Raw genomic sequence first — 15,520 nt, 5'->3', positions numbered from 1 at the left:
GGATCTCCTTTCTTATGCTCCGGTTATAGGGGGAGAGCTACTTTCATGTCTTGTATGGCTTTGTCTAACCGAACCAACACTTCCCTCGCCGTTTCTTCCTTCATTAACAAGCCTGGTTTAAACTGTAGCGTGGACTTGTCGAAGTTCGCCATCACCGCCCAGACGCCATTTTTGATTAGCGACCCCATGAGAGCAGCTCCGCCCATGGGATGAGCTGTTTTGATCCCCATAATCACTCCGCACTGTCTGATTTCGGTAATGAAATCGGGGTATTTCCCCACCATGTCATCAAGGCCTTTTGCAAATAGAGCAGTCAGCATCGCTACATTCTCTTGGGTAGAGGGTCTGGAGGTAATCTCCATGGCCTTGGATGCGACAATACAGCCCAACTCGGGTGCAGTAAAAGAGGATACATGGGCAAACCCGTCTTCTTTTAACCAGGCGCCTGCTTCTTCCGACATAATGACGGCTGACATCGGGTAATACCCGCCGGAAAGTCCTTTTCCGGTTACAATGATGTCAGGTGTCGCTCCATATTTACTAACACACCACATCTGACCGCTTCGCATGAGTCCCGTCTGCACTTCATCGGCGATAAAGAGAGCACCATATTTATGCGCTAATTCCTGGACGCCCTTGTGATACCCTTCCATTGGCATAGGAAAGCCTGCTGTAGCCGGAAGGGTTTCGATGATCACACACGCCGTATCGTTTAATTTCAATACGTCTTCCAAACTCTCCAGGTCGTTATACGGGATGTGCGTATAGTGCTCCGGATTCGGCTTCATATTGAAGAATTCTGCCATGCTTTCATAGCCGGCCTGCATCGATATTCCGGTTGAACCATGAAAGGCACAATCAAGACCGATGACTCGGGTTCTTTTGGTCGCTCTCCTGGCAAACTTAATGGCTGCGTCATTGGCTTCACCGCCGCCACTTAGCATGTACACATACTTCATATTGGTTGGTGAGACGTTCAAGAGAGCATGACATAATTCATTCTTATAGTGAGAGGGGAAATAGTGATTCCCTGCATCCACCAATTCGGCGCCTTTGATCAAAGCTTCTTTGATTTCTTCATTGCGGTGGCCCAAATTAAAGACTCCGCCGTTGGAATGCATATTAATGAATTCATTCCCGTCCAAGTCTTTAAACCGGCTGCCGGCCCTTTCGCCCATGGAAAGCTCAATGCCATATCCTCGAAAGGTATCAACCTTATTGGGGTTCCACATCTCATACGCTTCTTCATAAATAGTGTGAGCCTTACTCATTTGAAGTCCTCCTATATTTGTGGATGGTAGACCGTGTCGGCCTTGTAAAAACCGGATCGGACACGGGCAATGCTTTTCTCTTGCATTTCTTCAGGTACTCCTTGGCGAGAACAACCGTTCCCTTGGCATAAAAAGCAAGGATCTCAGGGGTAAGCTCGACTGCTTCTCCGTCGCCAGGAATAACAGCACCGATCCGGCAGATTAAGCTTTGCAGCATTCCGATTCTTCTCATCATAATGAACGTCTCAATTTCTTCTTTATCTTCATTGGATAGGGGCAAGACAGACTCATAGCCCTTTAGGATCACTTGAATGATCTCTTGCAAATCAGATCGATGCTCAATGAGTGCTACGGCACCTGCAATCTCATACATGTACCAGCCTTTTCCACAGTCATCGAAATCCAACACACCGATCGCATTGCCATTCATCAACAGATTTGCGATTCGTAAATCACTATGGATCATTCCATATCGGTCCGGAGCTTTCCCATAGGCCTCCAAACGGCGTTTTATCATGTCCACACAACAATCCAGAGCTGCGATTTCAGAAGCGGTTAGCCATTTTTCGGAGCGGTAGCTTTCTCCATAAAAATTGTTCCATTCTACCCCAAAGGTACCCTCAAAATCCCATTCCATTCTTTTGTAGTAAAACGGCTGCTCCCACTTTTTCGACTGCGCGTGAAGTTTCCCGGCAATCATCCCAACCTCAAAAAAGAGTCTGCGATCCATATCGTTCATCGACGATTTTCTTTGCAGCTTTCCCACTTTTGCGTAAATGACAGCTGCTAGTTTAAATAAAGGAATCGTAATGTTGTCCGGGATTTTATCAATTCTACGAATCATTTCTCCGACCGCTTTATTGTCATCACTGCTATCTACAGGTGTATGGCCTTCTAGAAAGGTAAAGCATACAACATATCTCGTTTCCCTATATTCCGGAGTTTCAATTCCCTCCACGTATTTTCCTGTTTCAGATTGAATAGGATCGGCCAGCTCGATATCGGTATCTTTTTTCAAGTCCATGATCCACTTCAACTCAGTAAGGATGGTTTCTTCCTCTGCATAATCCAGTCGATGGACACGCATAATGATTTTTTGCTTTTCTTCGGCTTCCACGGAGAAGGTTGCATTCTCCGTAAAATTTAACAACTTCATGGTAGCATTTTCGGGATATCCCCATTTCGATAGGGCACGTCTTCCTACCTCTTTGACATGATCGACCTGTTGTTCAAAGGGTAGCTCACGAAATATACCTTTATGCTGTGTCTTCATATGTCACCTCATCTCCACCTATAACCCACATATACTTGACATTAGACGTTATTATTAACGTTAAAATCATAATACTCAACTTTTTATTGCGTGAAAATGGGAAAATATAAACTTTTGAGCTGATTATATAGTAATAATTAATGACATATAAAGTTAATATATATAACATTGATAAAAGAATAATCAAGAATAGGTGCTCCGTTGACAGTACCAAACCGAACGATTAAGGTAATGAGTGACAAGACAGAATGATCTTCTGGAGGATAGAAATGAATCCGAAACAACGTTTTCGCATAACCCGATCCATGAAACAAACTGGCGAGGTGCAGGAGATTACCCTTGAGGAATGCCAAGCTTATTTTGCAACGAGAACGGATTTTACTTACCAGAGGGTTTTTACGGTGAAGGGTCCGGAGAGTACGATGAGCATAGAAGGGGATTTCTTCATGTGGGCGCACGGGGACGCTCAATTTCCGTTCCGCCATTATATGGGGGACTTGTATGTTGCCCTTTCTCATGAAGAGATCGTGCCGGTCATGATTGAAATTGCAACGGATTTGCAGGCCGATATTGTGGAAGGGTAACGTAAAAAAGGCAACCGCCTCAAGGGTGGTTGCCTTTTTCGTTTCCTTACATCGTGCTGGTGTCGATGACAAAGCGATACTTCACATCGGAAGCCAGCACTCGCTTATAGGCTTCATCAATCTCGTCGGCGGAGATGACTTCAATTCGGGGAACGATATGGTGGGCTGCACAGAAGTCCAGCATTTCCTGGGTCTCTTGAATCCCTCCGATCATGGAGCCCGCAAAGGAACGGCGGGAGCCGATGAGCGACATGACATTCAAGGACATCGGCTCGCCAGGCGCGCCAACGTTGACCACCGTTCCGTCAAGGGTGAGGAGCGAGAAGTAAGCATCTAGATCAAGATTGGCACTTACCGTGTTGATAATCAAATCAAGGGATCCGGCCAGCTTCTGGAAGGTTTCGGGATCGCTGGTGGCATAATAATGGTCAGCGCCGAGGGCCAGGCCGTCGTCCTTTTTCTTCAACGATTGAGACAGGACGGTGACCTCGGCGCCCATGGCATGGGCGATTTGGACGGCCATATGGCCAAGGCCGCCCATGCCGACGACGGCAACCTTTTTCCCGGGGCCCGCACCCCAATGGTGGAGCGGAGAATACGTCGTGATCCCGGCGCAAAGCAAGGGAGCAGCGGCATCCAGTTCGATGGTATCCGGAATTCGAACAACAAAGCCTTCGGTTACGACGATATGGGTCGAATACCCGCCTTGGGTAGGTTCGCCGTACTTGTCCACGCCGGCGTAGGTCGGGACATTTCCACGGAGGCAGTATTGCTCCTCGCCCTTCCGGCAGTTCTCGCATTCGCCGCAGGAATCCACCATGCAGCCAACACCTACCCGGTCGCCAAGCTTGTATTTGGTAACGGCAGGGCCAACCGCCGTTACAATGCCGGCGATCTCATGCCCCGGTACGAGGGGATAGTGAACCGGACCCCATTCGCCGTGAGCGGTGTGAATGTCGGAGTGGCAAATGCCGGCGTACTTGATTTCAATCAGAACATCGTGCGCATCCAGATCGCGCCGCTCAATTTCGGCCGCTCGAAACGGTTGGTCGGGGCCGTCGACAGCTCGGGCTTTCGCGTTTATCATAAGTAAAAACCTCCCTGTGATTTCGTCTCAGCCGAGAAGAGGGGGTGGATCCTCTCCCTTGGCAAATCCAATGGTACCCCTTATAGTTAACTCTAAGTCAAGCCCTTCTTTACCCAATGGCACAGTAGGGCGATAGGAGAGATTGAGGATGAGGAAATATTCGATCAGCGAAGTGGCGAAGGAACTAAATCTAACGCCTTATACCTTGCGTTACTACGACAAAGAAGGGCTTATGCCTTTTGTAGAGCGGACATCCAGCGGAACCCGATGGTTTGCCGAAACAGATATTGAAGCTCTAAAAATTGTGGAATGCCTGAAGGCAACCGGAATGCCGATCAAGGAGATCAAGACCTTCATCGATTGGTGCCATGAGGGCGATTCCACCTTACAGCAAAGGTACGACATGTTCCTGGAACGAAGGGCAACCGTGGAAGCCAAGATGGAGGAACTTCGAAAGACGATGGAGACGATTGAGTACAAATGCTCTTAATATAAATCAGCCTTAAATGCCGGAACGGAGAAGATCCATAAGTCGGATAAAGCCGAAAGTTCCTTGCCTCACTAATCGAAACCAGCTTAGGAAAACAAAAAGCCTCCTCTCGAGGGAATCCGGCAGGAGGAGGCATATTTGCAAGGATGGAGGCTCTCTCAGCTAACAGCTGAGGGGCTTTATTCTTTTTTGATCTCTCGGAAGCAGGATTGTGCATGTGATAGGGGCGCCTACCTACTTTTTCTTTTTCGCCTTGGCTGCGGCTTTCTCCGTATTCTCCTGAACCCGAAACTGGACAATTCGGGAGATCAGTTCGTAGGGGAGCGGCTGGTCGAGGGGAAACTGAACCGAGCCCTTGGCACTTTTGTAAGCGGATAATTCATCCTGAAAAGCCGTGATCCCGCTTGGCGCCGGATAGAAGCCGATATGGTGCTCATAGGCAGCAAAGTGCACCAGATTGCCGTGTAGATCAAAGGGCGGCATCTGGTAGCTGATCTTCTCCTTGGCGTCCGGGGCGGCTTGCTTGATGACGTTGCGCAAGGTTTGCAAAAGCTCTTGAACCGCTGGTGGAAACAGTGCAATGTATTCGTCCGTGGAAGTAAATGCGGCTTTGCCTTCCATAAGCTTCCCCTTTCCCGGTATCGTTTTTGCGTCTATTGTAGCACAGGCCAAAGCTCGACTGTAGCATTGGTCGAAGCTCGACCCTTCGATCGAAGTCTTCTTTCCTGCTGCTATAGCTGAAATAGCGGTTCGGGAAGGGGCGGCTCTGGAAGCTCGGGCTCCCGCTCAACGGTGCAGTTCTCATTCAAAACCATGACAGAACGTTCCGCTGCGGTGAAGGAGGGCCACTTCGGCAGCCATTCGGTTTCGGGCTGCCCCGAATGAAGGAATGCGGCCCATGCCGCATGCATGGAGGCGGCAAGTGGTTTTCCTTCAGGGGGGACGGTCGAGTGTTCGGGAGGATGATTCGTGACAAATCCAGATTCGAAGCCGTGAACAGCGCCGACCCCATTCGAGAAGCCAAACCGGTAGAGCCAAACCGGATACCCCTGCTGGGAGGCTTCTTCGGCAAGACGGACGGCCCCGGTGTGGTACAAGCACTCGGTCAACGTGTCCTTCCAGGCCGCCTCTACGGACTTTCCGGCAGCGGCACGATGATAGAGGGACCAGAAGGCGTCCGCATTCCTGCCAAAGAGGGAATCGACAACCGCTTGTTCGGGAATCTCCCGGTCAGGCGAGAGGAAGAACTGAGCCTCGTCCAGGTTCGTCCCGATCAGGATGGGAGTCTTGTGTCTACGAGCAGAGAGCAGGCGGCCTAGGGGCTCTTGGCGGATCGTAAATCCGTCCCGAACCGGGCCGAAGGCGTGAAGATGGTTCTCCTGCGCCTCGATGATCGTTTGGGCAGGAAGAGAAAGAAGGCGCTCCGCCTCCGAGTGAGGGATGCCCAGCCTGTCCAACAGCCGCAAGGTTACTTGATGGGCGGTATGGGGATCTCGAACTGTTTGCATCGCGCCGCTCTGCGCGATGACTTGATGGAACAGCCCTTCTGCGGCGGGGATAGCCAGCAGGGTGCTCGCACATTTGGCTCCGGCCGACCCGCCGGAAACGGTGATGCGGGTGGGGTCGCCGCCAAAGTGCTCGATGTTGCCCCGCACCCAGCGAAGAGCGGCAACGATATCCAGCAGCCCGTTGTTGCCGGAGGTGTGGTACGCGCTCCCCAACAGCTCCCCTAAATAGAGAAAGCCTAGCGCTCCTAAGCGGTAATTGATGGAGACACAGACAACCTGGTCTCGCTCGGCGAAGGTAAAGCCGCCAAAGTGAGCACCGGTTCCCGTGGTGAAGCCGCCCCCGTGAATATCAACCAACACGGGGCGCCGCTGCTTATCCACTCCAGGCGTCCAGATGTTGAGCCGCAAGCAATCCTCGGACTGATCTTCCCATTTGCATAAGGGGCTCTCGGGTTGATGCGCGGCTGGGCCAAAATGATCCGCCTCCAGAACGCCTTCCCATCCGGGGAGAGGGGCCGGAGGGGCGAAGCGGCGCTCTCCCGTTGGCGGGAGTGCATAGGGAATCCCTCGGAAGACGCAGAGGTTCCCTTCTTGAACACCGCAAATTCGACCAGCTTGGGTTTGTACAATCAAAACAGCAGTCCTCCCTTCCTTTATGGGGCTATTATAGCGAGTTACATAGATCAATAAAAATATATAGTTTCATATAACATACATAACCTACAGGTTATGAGGTAACTTTGAGAAGTAATCGATCAAAAAGAGGCGGAAGGTCTGAGCGGCGAGTCCGAGTGGGTGGTCCTTTTTCCAATGCAGCTCAATGGTTCGGAACCGATTAGGATTCTCCAGCTTGAGCAGCTTGATGGTCTCGTCGAAGGTTCCCGGCCAGGTCAGGGAAGGCACGAGCGCAATCCCTTGTCCTGCTCTTATCAGTCCTCTGACCGTTGCGGGGTCATCGCTTTCGAAGCTGATTTTGGGGACAAAGCCAGCCGTCTTGCATAATGCATCGGCTAATTCTCGCAAGCTGTTGCCCTTCCTCAGGCAGATGAGACCTTCGTCCGCGATTTGGTCCAGGCGAATGCTCGACTGCACAGCCAAAGGATTATCCAGGGGGACGGCAAGCAGGAGCTCCTCTTTGAGCAGGTCAACCTTTTCGGTTCCGCGAAGCCCGACCGGCATGGACGTTACACATAAATCGAAACGAGGGGAGGAGGGGGCTCCATAGTGCTGATCCAGCTCAAAGGTAACCTCCGGGTACAACAGGCGAAACGACCGGATGACATCCGGGATGACCGAGGATGCTACATCGAAGTAAAAATGGAGGGTTCCCTTCACTTCCTTGTCCTGGGCCTGTAGCTCGCTGCGAGCTTCCTTCAGTTCGTTCAAAACGGTCTCCACTCGCCGGAGGAACAACCTGCCTTTCTCATTTAATGCAATCTTCCTGCCCCTTCTGTCAAAAAGCAGTACGCCAAGCTCCTGCTCAAGCACTCGAATGACCTTGCTTAGGGACGGCTGCGAGATATGCAAATCACTTGCGGAACGAGTCATATTCTCGGAATGAGCCACATGTTGGAAGTAGAGCAGCTGCTGAAGTTCCACGAAATCCTTCTCCTTGCATTCGGGAATGGTTAGGATAGTTAACATAGAGGATACACCAATTCCTCTAGTTCTGCGTGTACGGGTATGCTAAGATGGGCTAAAAAACGGAGAGATGACGCTATGGACACCCCTTATCAGAAGTATCTCATTTCCACAGACAAGACGCGACTGAACCGCGAGACGATTTACACCTTCTTGCAACAATCCTACTGGGCCAAAACAAGAACGTACGAGCAGATGGAGCAATCGCTGGAGCATTCCCTTTGCTTTGGCGTGTACGATGGAGATCGGCAGATCGCCTTCGCGCGGGCCGTGACCGATTATGCGACGATGTTCTGGCTGTGTGATGTTTTTGTGGATGATGATTACCGCGGCCAAGGAATCGGGAAAAAGCTGATGGAGGCCGTGACGCAGCACGAGGTGTTGAAGAACCTGAACGGCGTGTTGGGAACGGCTGATGCTCATGGCCTGTACGAGCAGTTTGGTTTCACCCGGAACCCCGAGAGGGCGATGGTTCGAAGGGTATAGCTTATACGAACGAAGACTCTGATGGGGAAGCCGTCAGGGTCTTTTTTGATTTCGCAAATGAAAACCTCCGCAAGCGGCAGTATCAACCTACGGAAAAAACACCATGCTAACCGCATAGCGGTTTAGAAGGATGAGGAAGCGGAGGGAGGCCAGGATGAGGAAACTATTTCGGTTGGTGCCCATGATCGCATTATCACTCTTTTGGTTTGCCTCTACGGCGAGCGCTCATGTGGTGGTATCCCCGGCGGTAACAAGTCAGGGGACCTATGAGGTATTTACGGTTCGCGTTCCCACGGAAAAGGATACGCCAACGGTCAAGCTGGAAGTGAAGGTGCCTGCGGAGGTGGAGATCAGCCGCTTCGAGCCCAAGGAAGGGTGGAGCTATGCGCTCACCCGGGACTCGAACGGGAAGATCACCCAGGTCACCTGGACGGCAACGGGAGCGGGGCTGTCTCCAACGGAGTTCGGCACCTTCAGCATGGAGGGGAAGGTGGGGGATGATGCCACGGAGCTCGTCTGGAAGGCGGTCCAAACCTATAAGGATGGATCGGTGGTGGAGTGGACGGGAGCGAATGCAAACACCCCGGCATCCGTAACAACCGTCAACCCGAAGCGGGCGGGAGAAGACGCCCACAGCCATGGTGGCGGGCATTCGGAGACAGCCCCATCTGAACAAGCGGTAGCCGGAGATTCGAAGCTTCCGCTTTATCTCTCGTATATGAGTCTGCTGTTCAGCCTCCTGGCAATTCTGATTTCTCTGGTCAGACGAGCCAAGTAAGGGGGACCTGTCCGCCAGGTCCGAGCCAAAGTACATAACGAAAAGAACCGTCCTCTTGATCAGGACGATTCTTTTCGTTAGGAAGGCGTTCCTTCAACAGCCTGCTTGAAGGTGATCGACCGGATGCCGCGTTCCCCTACTTCTCCAGGATCACAGCTTGGAGCCAGTCGGCTGATGCGTCTACTTCGGACGGGGTCAATCGGTGTCCGTTCGATTCCCAGTGAACGGTAACGGCCGCTCCGGCTTCTTGCAGCATCCGGCCCAGCTCCTCGGTTTCCTGCGGGGAGCAGATGGGATCGTTGCGGCCCGCCCCGATAAACACAGGGACGCCGGTCAAGTCCGGGAGCGGGATTCCGCGGCGCGGCACCATCGGGTGATGCGGGATGGCGCCTCTGAACGCTCCCGGGTGGTGAAAGAGAAGGCTGCCGGCTATGTTGGCGCCATTCGAGTAGCCCACCGCGAGGAAGTTGCTGCGATCCAGCCCATAGGTGGAAGCGGCTTCTGTCAGGAAGTCGTTCACCTCGCGGGTGCGGAAGATCAGGTCCTCTTCGTCGAACACTCCTTCGCTGAGTCTGCGGAAGAAGCGTGCCATTCCGTTCTCCGACACCTTCCCTCGAAGGCTCAGCACGGAGGAGGAAGGGGAGAGGTGTTGAGCGATCGGAAGCAGGTCTCGTTCGGTTCCTCCTGTTCCATGGAACAGAACGAGGGTAGGGGCCAGCGGGTCGCGGCCACGCTCGAAGAGATGGTGCATGCTCACTCCACCTCCCGCTCGCGCACCTGAACAGGGGGGAGCCCCTTCTCGATCTCCGCTCGGTGCCCTTCGTACTGAGCGGGGAGCAACAGGTTCGTCCCGAGTTCCTCAAACGCTTCATCGCGCGTGAATCCGGGCGGATCAGTTGCGATCTCGAACAGAATGCCTCCGGCTTCCCGAAAGTAGATAGCGTTAAAATATTGGCGGTCGATTATGGGAGTGGGTTGGTAGCCGCTTTGGGCGACATGGGCTCTCCATTCCTGATGATCGTCGAAGTCATTAGCTCTCCAGGCGATGTGGTGAACCGTTCCGTACCCGCCCGATCCATGCTCAACCGGCGCGACATTCACATCGATGACATTCCCGAGCTCCGCGGATCCTTTGAAACGAACCCAGTCGCCTTCTTGCCCGATCTTTTCCAGCCCCATAACGGTTTCGAGCAGAGAGGCGGTTTGAGCCGGAGCGGTGCTGTAGAGGACGGCTCCCCCAAATCCCTTGATCGCACGCTCCAGAGGAATACCGCCGAACGACCACTCGCTTGCGGTTCCCTCCTCGCGCTCGACGATTTCGAGTGCCAGTCCGTCGTGGTCGGAGAACTGCAAGTAGCGCTCTCCGAATCGCACCGTTTCCTTCGCGGTGACGCCGAACTTCTGCAGCCGCTCCAGCCAAAAGGCGAACGACCCGCTGGGCACGACGAAGGTGGTGATGCCCACTTGCCCTCCGCCGATGCGGCCCTTGCGGCCAGTCGACCAAGGGAAGAAGGTCATGATCGTTCCCGGGCTTCCATTCTCGTTGCCGAAGTAAAAATGATAAACCTCTGGAGCATCGAAGTTAACGGTCTTCTTCACCAGCCGCAGGCCCAGAATGCCGGCATAGAAATCCAGATTTTCTTGCGGATTTTTCGCAAAGGCGGTGATGTGATGGATGCCGGTCGTTTGTTTGCTCATCGGTCATTCTCCTTCTCCTCTTTGGAGGTAGTATTCCGCGTCGGCTTGAATTTCATAGGAGGATAATAAAAAGGGTAAACATCTCTCGGTTTGTAAGTTACTTTACAATTGTAAGTATAACACAAGTCATTACATAAGGGAAGTAATTAACTTATAAATGGTAAGTAACAATGAACATGAACGAAAACCCTTTGGCAAGAAGAAAGCCTTTTGTGCTACAGGCTCTTGCATCACTTAGCAGTTGATTTTGGGCCTGCAGGTTGTGTAGGGGAGGCTGCAGAAGGTGGGTTGTGAAGGAAGGGGCATTCGTTTATAATACCCATAGGGGTATCGGTATCAGGCAACAATGCCCTCGTAGCACCGAAACAGAAGAGCCGATACAGGGCAACCCGGGATCGGTTTTAAAGGAGCTAAACGAATGGAAGGCCACTATACAGAACCCATGAAAACGCGTTTGAAGAAGATAGAAGGTCAAATACGGGGAATTCTTCGTCTGATGGAGGAAGGGAAGCCCTGCAAGGAGGTTGTGGCCCAGCTATCGGCTGTCCGCAACGCCTCCGACAAAGCCATCGCTCAGATCGTGGCCGAGAACCTGCAGAAGTGTATCCGGGATGAGCAGGAGAGCGGCGGGGAAGAAACCGGCAAGATCGTTCAGGAGGCCGTCGACCTCATCGTAAAGAGTCGTTAACAGAAAGGACTTCCCTTGATGATTCTCATATCCATACTAACCGGAGCCATTCTTCTGTGGGGGCTTCGCGGGTTCTGGCCTGTGTCTTCTCTTCGTTATGTTAGAAGCCACGAGTGGCAGGAGATTCCGCAAACCCATCCGAATGCGAAGCTGCTTGATGTTCGAGATGCCTTCGACTACGCGGAGGGGCATGTCCCGGGCTCCATCAACATTTCCCTCGGACGCCTGCCCTATGTGTGGGAGAAGGAGCTTTCTCCCGGCGATGTGGTGGTCATCTTGTCCACCAGCCGCTATCAAAGCAATCGGGCCGCGCGCATTCTGCACAGACGCGGCTTTCGGCAGCTGTACGCGGTTCGCGGCTGCTTCCTGCCTCCCAGCCCGTGCCAGGAACGCAGCGGCTTCTCGAAGGCAGAATGCCGAGGCTGCTAATTCGATTGGCGGTTGGCTGCTGAACTATTGAAGAATAGGCCCTACGGGTCTCATCATAAAAGGCCGTCCTGAGGAGTTATCAGGACGGTCTTTTTCGTATGGCATAGGTGGCTAAGGAAGCCAGCAGGAAAAGTTATGAACGCGAGGACACCATTTTCTCATAGCAGAGAAAGGGCAATTCTCTTCGCGGGAAATAGACTTCCCCTCTCTTGTGGTAGCCGTGCTGCTCATAGAGCCGCAGAGCGACGGGGTTTCCACTGTACGCATCCAACCGGATGCTCGTATATCCCCCATCTCTTGCTTGCTGCTCTGCGAACTGAAGCAGGCTTTTTCCAAATCCCTTGCCTTGCTGCCCGGGATGAACGATCAACCGATGGAGGCACAACATCCGTCCATCGGAGTCCTCCCAGGGAATGGCGGAGTATTCGAGGTCCTGCTCCTCATTGAGCACGACAATACCTGCATGGCTATCCTCTTCCATCCATATAAAGAGACAGCCTTTCTCCAGATCGGATTCAATAACCTCGCGGTTGGGATAGTGTTGGTCCCACTGGAGGATTCCGCTTTCCCTCAGATGCCTGCGAGCACATTCGACCAACTCCATGATCGCGGCTGCCTCGTCGGCGGTCCCTCTTTTGATAGCCAAGCTAGCTTCCTCCTACTCGATTTCGAGAAGACGGATGATCTCCCCATCGATGATTTCTTCGCTAATCTTAGAGAATCCCAGGGACTTATATAATCTTCCTGCCGCTTGATTGGCGGGCCGATGCCCGATCATGATTCTTTTGCAATGGGAATGGCTCATGTCTGCAATTAACTGCTCCATAGCGGCTTTGCCATAGCCCTTGCCTTGATGGGCTTCGTCAATCATGATGGCCGGGATCCAGTGATTGTGGTCTTGATCCGGCTTCGGACAAAAGACGAGAAACCCGACAATCTCTTCTTCCCAATAGATGGAGCGAAGCTCAAAATCCTCTACATATTTGGATTCGGCAATCCAATACACGATCGGTGCAGGAAAGACGTCTAGCTGCTCGGGTTTCACCTTAAGCTGGGTACAGGCATACCAATTCTCACTTGTCACAGTCCTCAATGAAATCGTCATCTCAAATCCTCCTCATTTTTTCGCAGAGGAGTTTTTCCTCCACGATTACGATGTAACGGTTCTCTTCTCAACCACAACCAGGATGTTTTTCATACGACATCACTCCTCTCGAATTATGGAAACTCCTTGCCCATTAGTGGATCTACTTCAATTCTTTCGAGATTATCTTGACGATTCCCGCTTTGAAAGGATGGAAACATTGGCTCAACATAAATTTTCCAAGTGGCCGTGCGGCTGGCGGATATATAATCAGGATAAGATTTACCGTGGAAAAAGAGGGGTTGATTTCCTTGACCGATTTTTTGGAGCATGTACTATCACATCTGGTTAAACAGGTGAAGGAGCTGAAGGCGCTTGTGCTGAGGGGCTCCCGGCAATCCGATTTGGATGCGGAAACGGACAGTTGGTCCGATACCGACCTGCTGATTGTACTGAACCCGGCGGCTGAGTTGCAGAAGGAGCGGCTTTTTCAGGTGATCGATGAACTCGGCTTCGTGATCGGAAAGGAGATCCAGGGGGTCAGCGAGCAGTCTGTGCTGTATCGAGCTGCCATTGAATATGAAGGTGCGGTTCACTTGCTGGACGCCCACTTTTGCTCGTATGAGGAGTGGGTCTCCACGGAGGCGTACCGGGATCAAGCTTCGACTCTGCTCTATGGCAGCTTGGAGTGGGCCGAGGAGCGTCGACCGGCTGCCCCGATGCCGAATCCGTTTGAGGCTTATGCGAGCGATGAGACGTGGTTCAAGTATTTTATCGCCATCAAAAAGTTTGTCCGCCAGGATCACTTGATCGGCCTGCACCTGCTGCTCGACCTCGTGCGGGAATACCTCGTGGTGGAGATGCTGGAGAGGGACAAGCAACACGGAACGAACATCCATCGGTTTGGCTACGGAGAGCTTCTTCCTTCTTCTCTCCAGCTGTCTTCCGTCGATGTTTCGCGCAAGGAGGAACTGTATGCCTACATGGGACGGCTGGCTTGCGCCTATGACGCAAAGCTGCTAGCCAACCAGGAAGGGTACCGCAGCAAGGCAGCTCTGGTGATCGCCTATTTGGAGCAGGCTAAAGCCTCTCTTGAAAGAGGGTGAGCGAGTGGACTATCTGAATGCAGGCGAGGTGCTGCCGGAGGCGCTGCTGAACGAAGTGAGGAAGTATGCAGCGGGCAAGCTGCTGTATGTCCCGCAGGAGCCGGATAAGAAAGCCTGGGGAGAAGTCTCCGGCTACCGCCATGCACTCGTCAAACGGAACCAGTACCTTCGGAACAAGTTCGAGCACGGCATCTCGATTCGCGAGCTGGCGGCGGAGTTCGGGTTATCGGAGGAGTCGATCAAGCGGATTGTCTATTCTCGCAAGGACCCGAATCGGTTGGGCTATGCCCCCACTTCCGCATCGGCGGTGGACTATGCGAAGGTCGGCTTGCTGGAGGAATGGGTTCATACTTATTTGCTCTTTCATCGCGTCAACCCGGCTTTCTCGGACGGGCTGCGGCTTGCGCATCGGTACTACCTGGGTCCGTTCGATATGCCTCTGTCGTTGTTTCGGCGGACAAGCGGGCCGGAGGAAGGCATGAAGTGGCAGGTGCATCCGGCTGTGTTTGCCGATCGCGTGGCGAAGTGGGAGGGGAAGCTTCTCTCGGGCGAGGGCACACCGCCGCTCCTTATTCAATATGCCGAAGGAGAGTTTGAGCTCAACAGTGACAGTCCGCTCTTCGAGGCTCTGGTTCGCTCCGGCGTCCGAGCTTATCCGGTCGTCATCTGGGTTACGGGAGAAGAGGACCGGGATACGTTCTTGACGGACTACGCCCCTTCCCCTTATCCCGTGCAGGAAGCGGGATAAGCTCAGAAAAAGAGGGCTTGTACAAGTGCGAGCATCCCGAAGCACAGGATGACGAGGCCGGACACTTGATTGACGAGCTTCAGGCGGGAAGGGACGGCAGCCAGACGAAGCCGAAAAATAGCGGTGGCCCCCGTTAAGCAGACCCACCAGGAGAGCGAGCCTAGAAAGACGCCGCCGACCAGGAAGGGGATCGAGGAGCCCGCTTGCTCCTTCAAGACCCCGGATGCACTAAATACGCCGAGGAAGGCAAGGATCGTCAGCGGATTCGACAGCGTCAGGAGCCAGGTGGTCAGATATGAATAGAGCAGCCCTTTCTCCGGAGAGGGCTCTTGTCCTTTCCATTCGGGAGCCGACGAGCGCCAGAACGGCTTGATGCCCAGGTAGCACAGGAACAATCCTCCTGCGGTCTGGAGAAGCATTTGATAATCCAGCAAAAAGGCAGTCAGCGCGGACAAGCCCAACCCCGCTGCCATGCCATAGAGTGCATCCGCCGTAGCGGCACCCAACCCGCTCATAAGCCCGGCTTTCATGCCGGAGGTCAGCGTCTTCCTGATGCACAGCAAGCCGATGGGGCCGACGGGGGCGGCAATCGTAAACCCGAGCAGCCAGCCTTTGATCAACCATTCCATAGACGATCCGGCTCCTTTTC

18 protein-coding genes and 1 pseudogene are annotated in these 15,520 nt (G+C 53.0%); 8 read left to right on the top strand and 11 right to left on the bottom strand.

Annotation, left to right across the window (positions count from 1 at the left end):
• Positions 1–23: 23 nt before the first annotated feature.
• Together AAFN83_RS14825 and AAFN83_RS14820 are read right to left on the bottom strand one after the other, a co-directional pair.
• Positions 24–1,271, bottom strand: a complete 1,248-nt coding sequence (locus tag AAFN83_RS14825) for a class-III pyridoxal-phosphate-dependent aminotransferase (RefSeq protein ID WP_347770682.1) — start codon at positions 1,269–1,271, stop codon at positions 24–26.
• Positions 1,264–2,544, bottom strand: a complete 1,281-nt coding sequence (locus AAFN83_RS14820) for a phosphotransferase enzyme family protein (RefSeq protein ID WP_347770680.1) — start codon at positions 2,542–2,544, stop codon at positions 1,264–1,266. The genes AAFN83_RS14825 and AAFN83_RS14820 overlap by 8 nt, the downstream gene beginning before the upstream one ends.
• Before the next feature lie 269 nt (positions 2,545–2,813).
• Here AAFN83_RS14820 and AAFN83_RS14815 point away from each other — a divergent pair, with 269 nt between their 5' ends.
• On the top strand, positions 2,814–3,128 hold the full coding sequence (locus tag AAFN83_RS14815; protein ID WP_347770678.1) for a hypothetical protein: 315 nt from the start codon (positions 2,814–2,816) through the stop codon (positions 3,126–3,128).
• 46 nt (positions 3,129–3,174) lie between these two features.
• On the opposite strand, the gene AAFN83_RS14810 is transcribed toward AAFN83_RS14815, so the two are convergent.
• Positions 3,175–4,215, bottom strand: a complete 1,041-nt coding sequence (locus tag AAFN83_RS14810) for an NAD(P)-dependent alcohol dehydrogenase (RefSeq protein WP_347770676.1) — start codon at positions 4,213–4,215, stop codon at positions 3,175–3,177.
• A 148-nt stretch (positions 4,216–4,363) separates the two neighbouring features.
• Between AAFN83_RS14810 and AAFN83_RS14805 the strand changes: the two are divergent.
• Positions 4,364–4,780: pseudogene (locus tag AAFN83_RS14805) on the top strand (MerR family transcriptional regulator).
• Positions 4,781–4,939: 159 nt separating this feature from the next.
• On the opposite strand, the gene AAFN83_RS14800 reads toward AAFN83_RS14805, so the two are convergent.
• The 3 genes from AAFN83_RS14800 to AAFN83_RS14790 form a co-directional block, all read right to left on the bottom strand.
• Positions 4,940–5,326, bottom strand: a complete 387-nt coding sequence (locus AAFN83_RS14800) for an iron chaperone (protein ID WP_347770674.1) — start codon at positions 5,324–5,326, stop codon at positions 4,940–4,942.
• A 110-nt stretch (positions 5,327–5,436) separates the two neighbouring features.
• Entirely contained in the window at positions 5,437–6,846 is a 1,410-nt protein-coding gene (locus tag AAFN83_RS14795; protein ID WP_347770672.1) for a carboxylesterase/lipase family protein, read from the bottom strand.
• 87 nt (positions 6,847–6,933) lie between these two features.
• Complete coding sequence (locus AAFN83_RS14790; protein ID WP_347770670.1) at positions 6,934–7,812, bottom strand: LysR family transcriptional regulator; 879 nt, start codon at positions 7,810–7,812, stop codon at positions 6,934–6,936.
• Positions 7,813–7,932: 120 nt separating this feature from the next.
• On the opposite strand from AAFN83_RS14790, the gene AAFN83_RS14785 reads away from it, so the two are divergent.
• Together AAFN83_RS14785 and AAFN83_RS14780 are read left to right on the top strand one after the other, a co-directional pair.
• Positions 7,933–8,340 (top strand): GNAT family N-acetyltransferase, encoded by a 408-nt coding sequence (locus AAFN83_RS14785; RefSeq protein WP_347770668.1) that lies wholly within the window; start codon positions 7,933–7,935, stop codon positions 8,338–8,340.
• A gap of 154 nt (positions 8,341–8,494) precedes the next feature.
• The gene (locus AAFN83_RS14780; RefSeq protein ID WP_347770666.1) at positions 8,495–9,118 is read left to right on the top strand and encodes a YcnI family copper-binding membrane protein; all 624 of its coding nucleotides are present in this window, start codon (positions 8,495–8,497) and stop codon (positions 9,116–9,118) included.
• A 136-nt stretch (positions 9,119–9,254) separates the two neighbouring features.
• Here AAFN83_RS14780 and AAFN83_RS14775 read toward each other — a convergent pair whose 3' ends face one another.
• Together AAFN83_RS14775 and AAFN83_RS14770 are read right to left on the bottom strand one after the other, a co-directional pair.
• The gene (locus tag AAFN83_RS14775) at positions 9,255–9,869 is read right to left on the bottom strand and encodes an alpha/beta hydrolase (RefSeq protein WP_347770665.1); all 615 of its coding nucleotides are present in this window, start codon (positions 9,867–9,869) and stop codon (positions 9,255–9,257) included.
• 2 nt (positions 9,870–9,871) lie between these two features.
• A complete protein-coding gene (locus AAFN83_RS14770) occupies positions 9,872–10,816 on the bottom strand; it encodes a ring-cleaving dioxygenase (protein WP_347770663.1) in 945 nt (314 codons plus the stop codon).
• Positions 10,817–11,234: 418 nt separating this feature from the next.
• Here AAFN83_RS14770 and AAFN83_RS14765 point away from each other — a divergent pair, with 418 nt between their 5' ends.
• Positions 11,235–11,504: a metal-sensitive transcriptional regulator gene (locus tag AAFN83_RS14765; protein ID WP_347770661.1), complete on the top strand. Its 270-nt coding sequence runs from the start codon at positions 11,235–11,237 to the stop codon at positions 11,502–11,504.
• 18 nt (positions 11,505–11,522) lie between these two features.
• Complete coding sequence (locus AAFN83_RS14760) at positions 11,523–11,933, top strand: rhodanese-like domain-containing protein (protein WP_347770772.1); 411 nt, start codon at positions 11,523–11,525, stop codon at positions 11,931–11,933.
• A 133-nt stretch (positions 11,934–12,066) separates the two neighbouring features.
• Here the strand turns inward: AAFN83_RS14760 and AAFN83_RS14755 are convergent, their stop codons facing one another.
• Together AAFN83_RS14755 and AAFN83_RS14750 are read right to left on the bottom strand one after the other, a co-directional pair.
• Positions 12,067–12,579 carry a GNAT family N-acetyltransferase gene (locus AAFN83_RS14755; protein ID WP_347770659.1) on the bottom strand — a complete coding sequence of 171 codons (513 nt, stop codon included), beginning with the start codon at positions 12,577–12,579 and terminating at the stop codon, positions 12,067–12,069.
• 12 nt (positions 12,580–12,591) lie between these two features.
• Positions 12,592–13,038: a GNAT family N-acetyltransferase gene (locus tag AAFN83_RS14750; RefSeq protein ID WP_347770657.1), complete on the bottom strand. Its 447-nt coding sequence runs from the start codon at positions 13,036–13,038 to the stop codon at positions 12,592–12,594.
• A 290-nt stretch (positions 13,039–13,328) separates the two neighbouring features.
• On the opposite strand from AAFN83_RS14750, the gene AAFN83_RS14745 reads away from it, so the two are divergent.
• Positions 13,329–14,123: a hypothetical protein gene (locus AAFN83_RS14745; RefSeq protein WP_347770655.1), complete on the top strand. Its 795-nt coding sequence runs from the start codon at positions 13,329–13,331 to the stop codon at positions 14,121–14,123.
• 4 nt (positions 14,124–14,127) lie between these two features.
• Complete coding sequence (locus AAFN83_RS14740) at positions 14,128–14,871, top strand: CD3324 family protein (RefSeq protein ID WP_347770653.1); 744 nt, start codon at positions 14,128–14,130, stop codon at positions 14,869–14,871.
• A 2-nt stretch (positions 14,872–14,873) separates the two neighbouring features.
• Here the strand turns inward: AAFN83_RS14740 and AAFN83_RS14735 are convergent, their stop codons facing one another.
• Complete coding sequence (locus AAFN83_RS14735) at positions 14,874–15,500, bottom strand: LysE family translocator (RefSeq protein ID WP_347770651.1); 627 nt, start codon at positions 15,498–15,500, stop codon at positions 14,874–14,876.
• Between the last annotated feature and the right edge of the window lie 20 nt (positions 15,501–15,520).

This window comes from Gorillibacterium sp. CAU 1737, from assembly GCF_039888655.1.
Classification (GTDB): Bacteria; Bacillota; Bacilli; order Paenibacillales; family NBRC-103111; genus Gorillibacterium.
Note: the sequence above shows the minus strand (reverse complement) of the source record. Positions and strands in the feature narration are given on the sequence as shown.

Excerpts from the sequence above, each read along its gene's own strand:
- AAFN83_RS14825 (WP_347770682.1), bottom strand. The coding sequence starts at position 1,271 with ATGAGTAAGGCTCACACTATTTATGAAGAAGCGTATGAGATGTGGAAC.
- AAFN83_RS14820 (WP_347770680.1), bottom strand. The coding sequence starts at position 2,544 with ATGAAGACACAGCATAAAGGTATATTTCGTGAGCTACCCTTTGAACAA.
- AAFN83_RS14815 (WP_347770678.1), top strand. The coding sequence starts at position 2,814 with ATGAATCCGAAACAACGTTTTCGCATAACCCGATCCATGAAACAAACT.
- AAFN83_RS14810 (WP_347770676.1), bottom strand. The coding sequence starts at position 4,215 with ATGATAAACGCGAAAGCCCGAGCTGTCGACGGCCCCGACCAACCGTTT.
- AAFN83_RS14800 (WP_347770674.1), bottom strand. The coding sequence starts at position 5,326 with ATGGAAGGCAAAGCCGCATTTACTTCCACGGACGAATACATTGCACTG.
- AAFN83_RS14785 (WP_347770668.1), top strand. The coding sequence starts at position 7,933 with ATGGACACCCCTTATCAGAAGTATCTCATTTCCACAGACAAGACGCGA.
- AAFN83_RS14780 (WP_347770666.1), top strand. The coding sequence starts at position 8,495 with ATGAGGAAACTATTTCGGTTGGTGCCCATGATCGCATTATCACTCTTT.
- AAFN83_RS14775 (WP_347770665.1), bottom strand. The coding sequence starts at position 9,869 with ATGCACCATCTCTTCGAGCGTGGCCGCGACCCGCTGGCCCCTACCCTC.
- AAFN83_RS14770 (WP_347770663.1), bottom strand. The coding sequence starts at position 10,816 with ATGAGCAAACAAACGACCGGCATCCATCACATCACCGCCTTTGCGAAA.
- AAFN83_RS14765 (WP_347770661.1), top strand. The coding sequence starts at position 11,235 with ATGGAAGGCCACTATACAGAACCCATGAAAACGCGTTTGAAGAAGATA.
- AAFN83_RS14760 (WP_347770772.1), top strand. The coding sequence starts at position 11,523 with ATGATTCTCATATCCATACTAACCGGAGCCATTCTTCTGTGGGGGCTT.
- AAFN83_RS14750 (WP_347770657.1), bottom strand. The coding sequence starts at position 13,038 with ATGACGATTTCATTGAGGACTGTGACAAGTGAGAATTGGTATGCCTGT.
- AAFN83_RS14735 (WP_347770651.1), bottom strand. The coding sequence starts at position 15,500 with ATGGAATGGTTGATCAAAGGCTGGCTGCTCGGGTTTACGATTGCCGCC.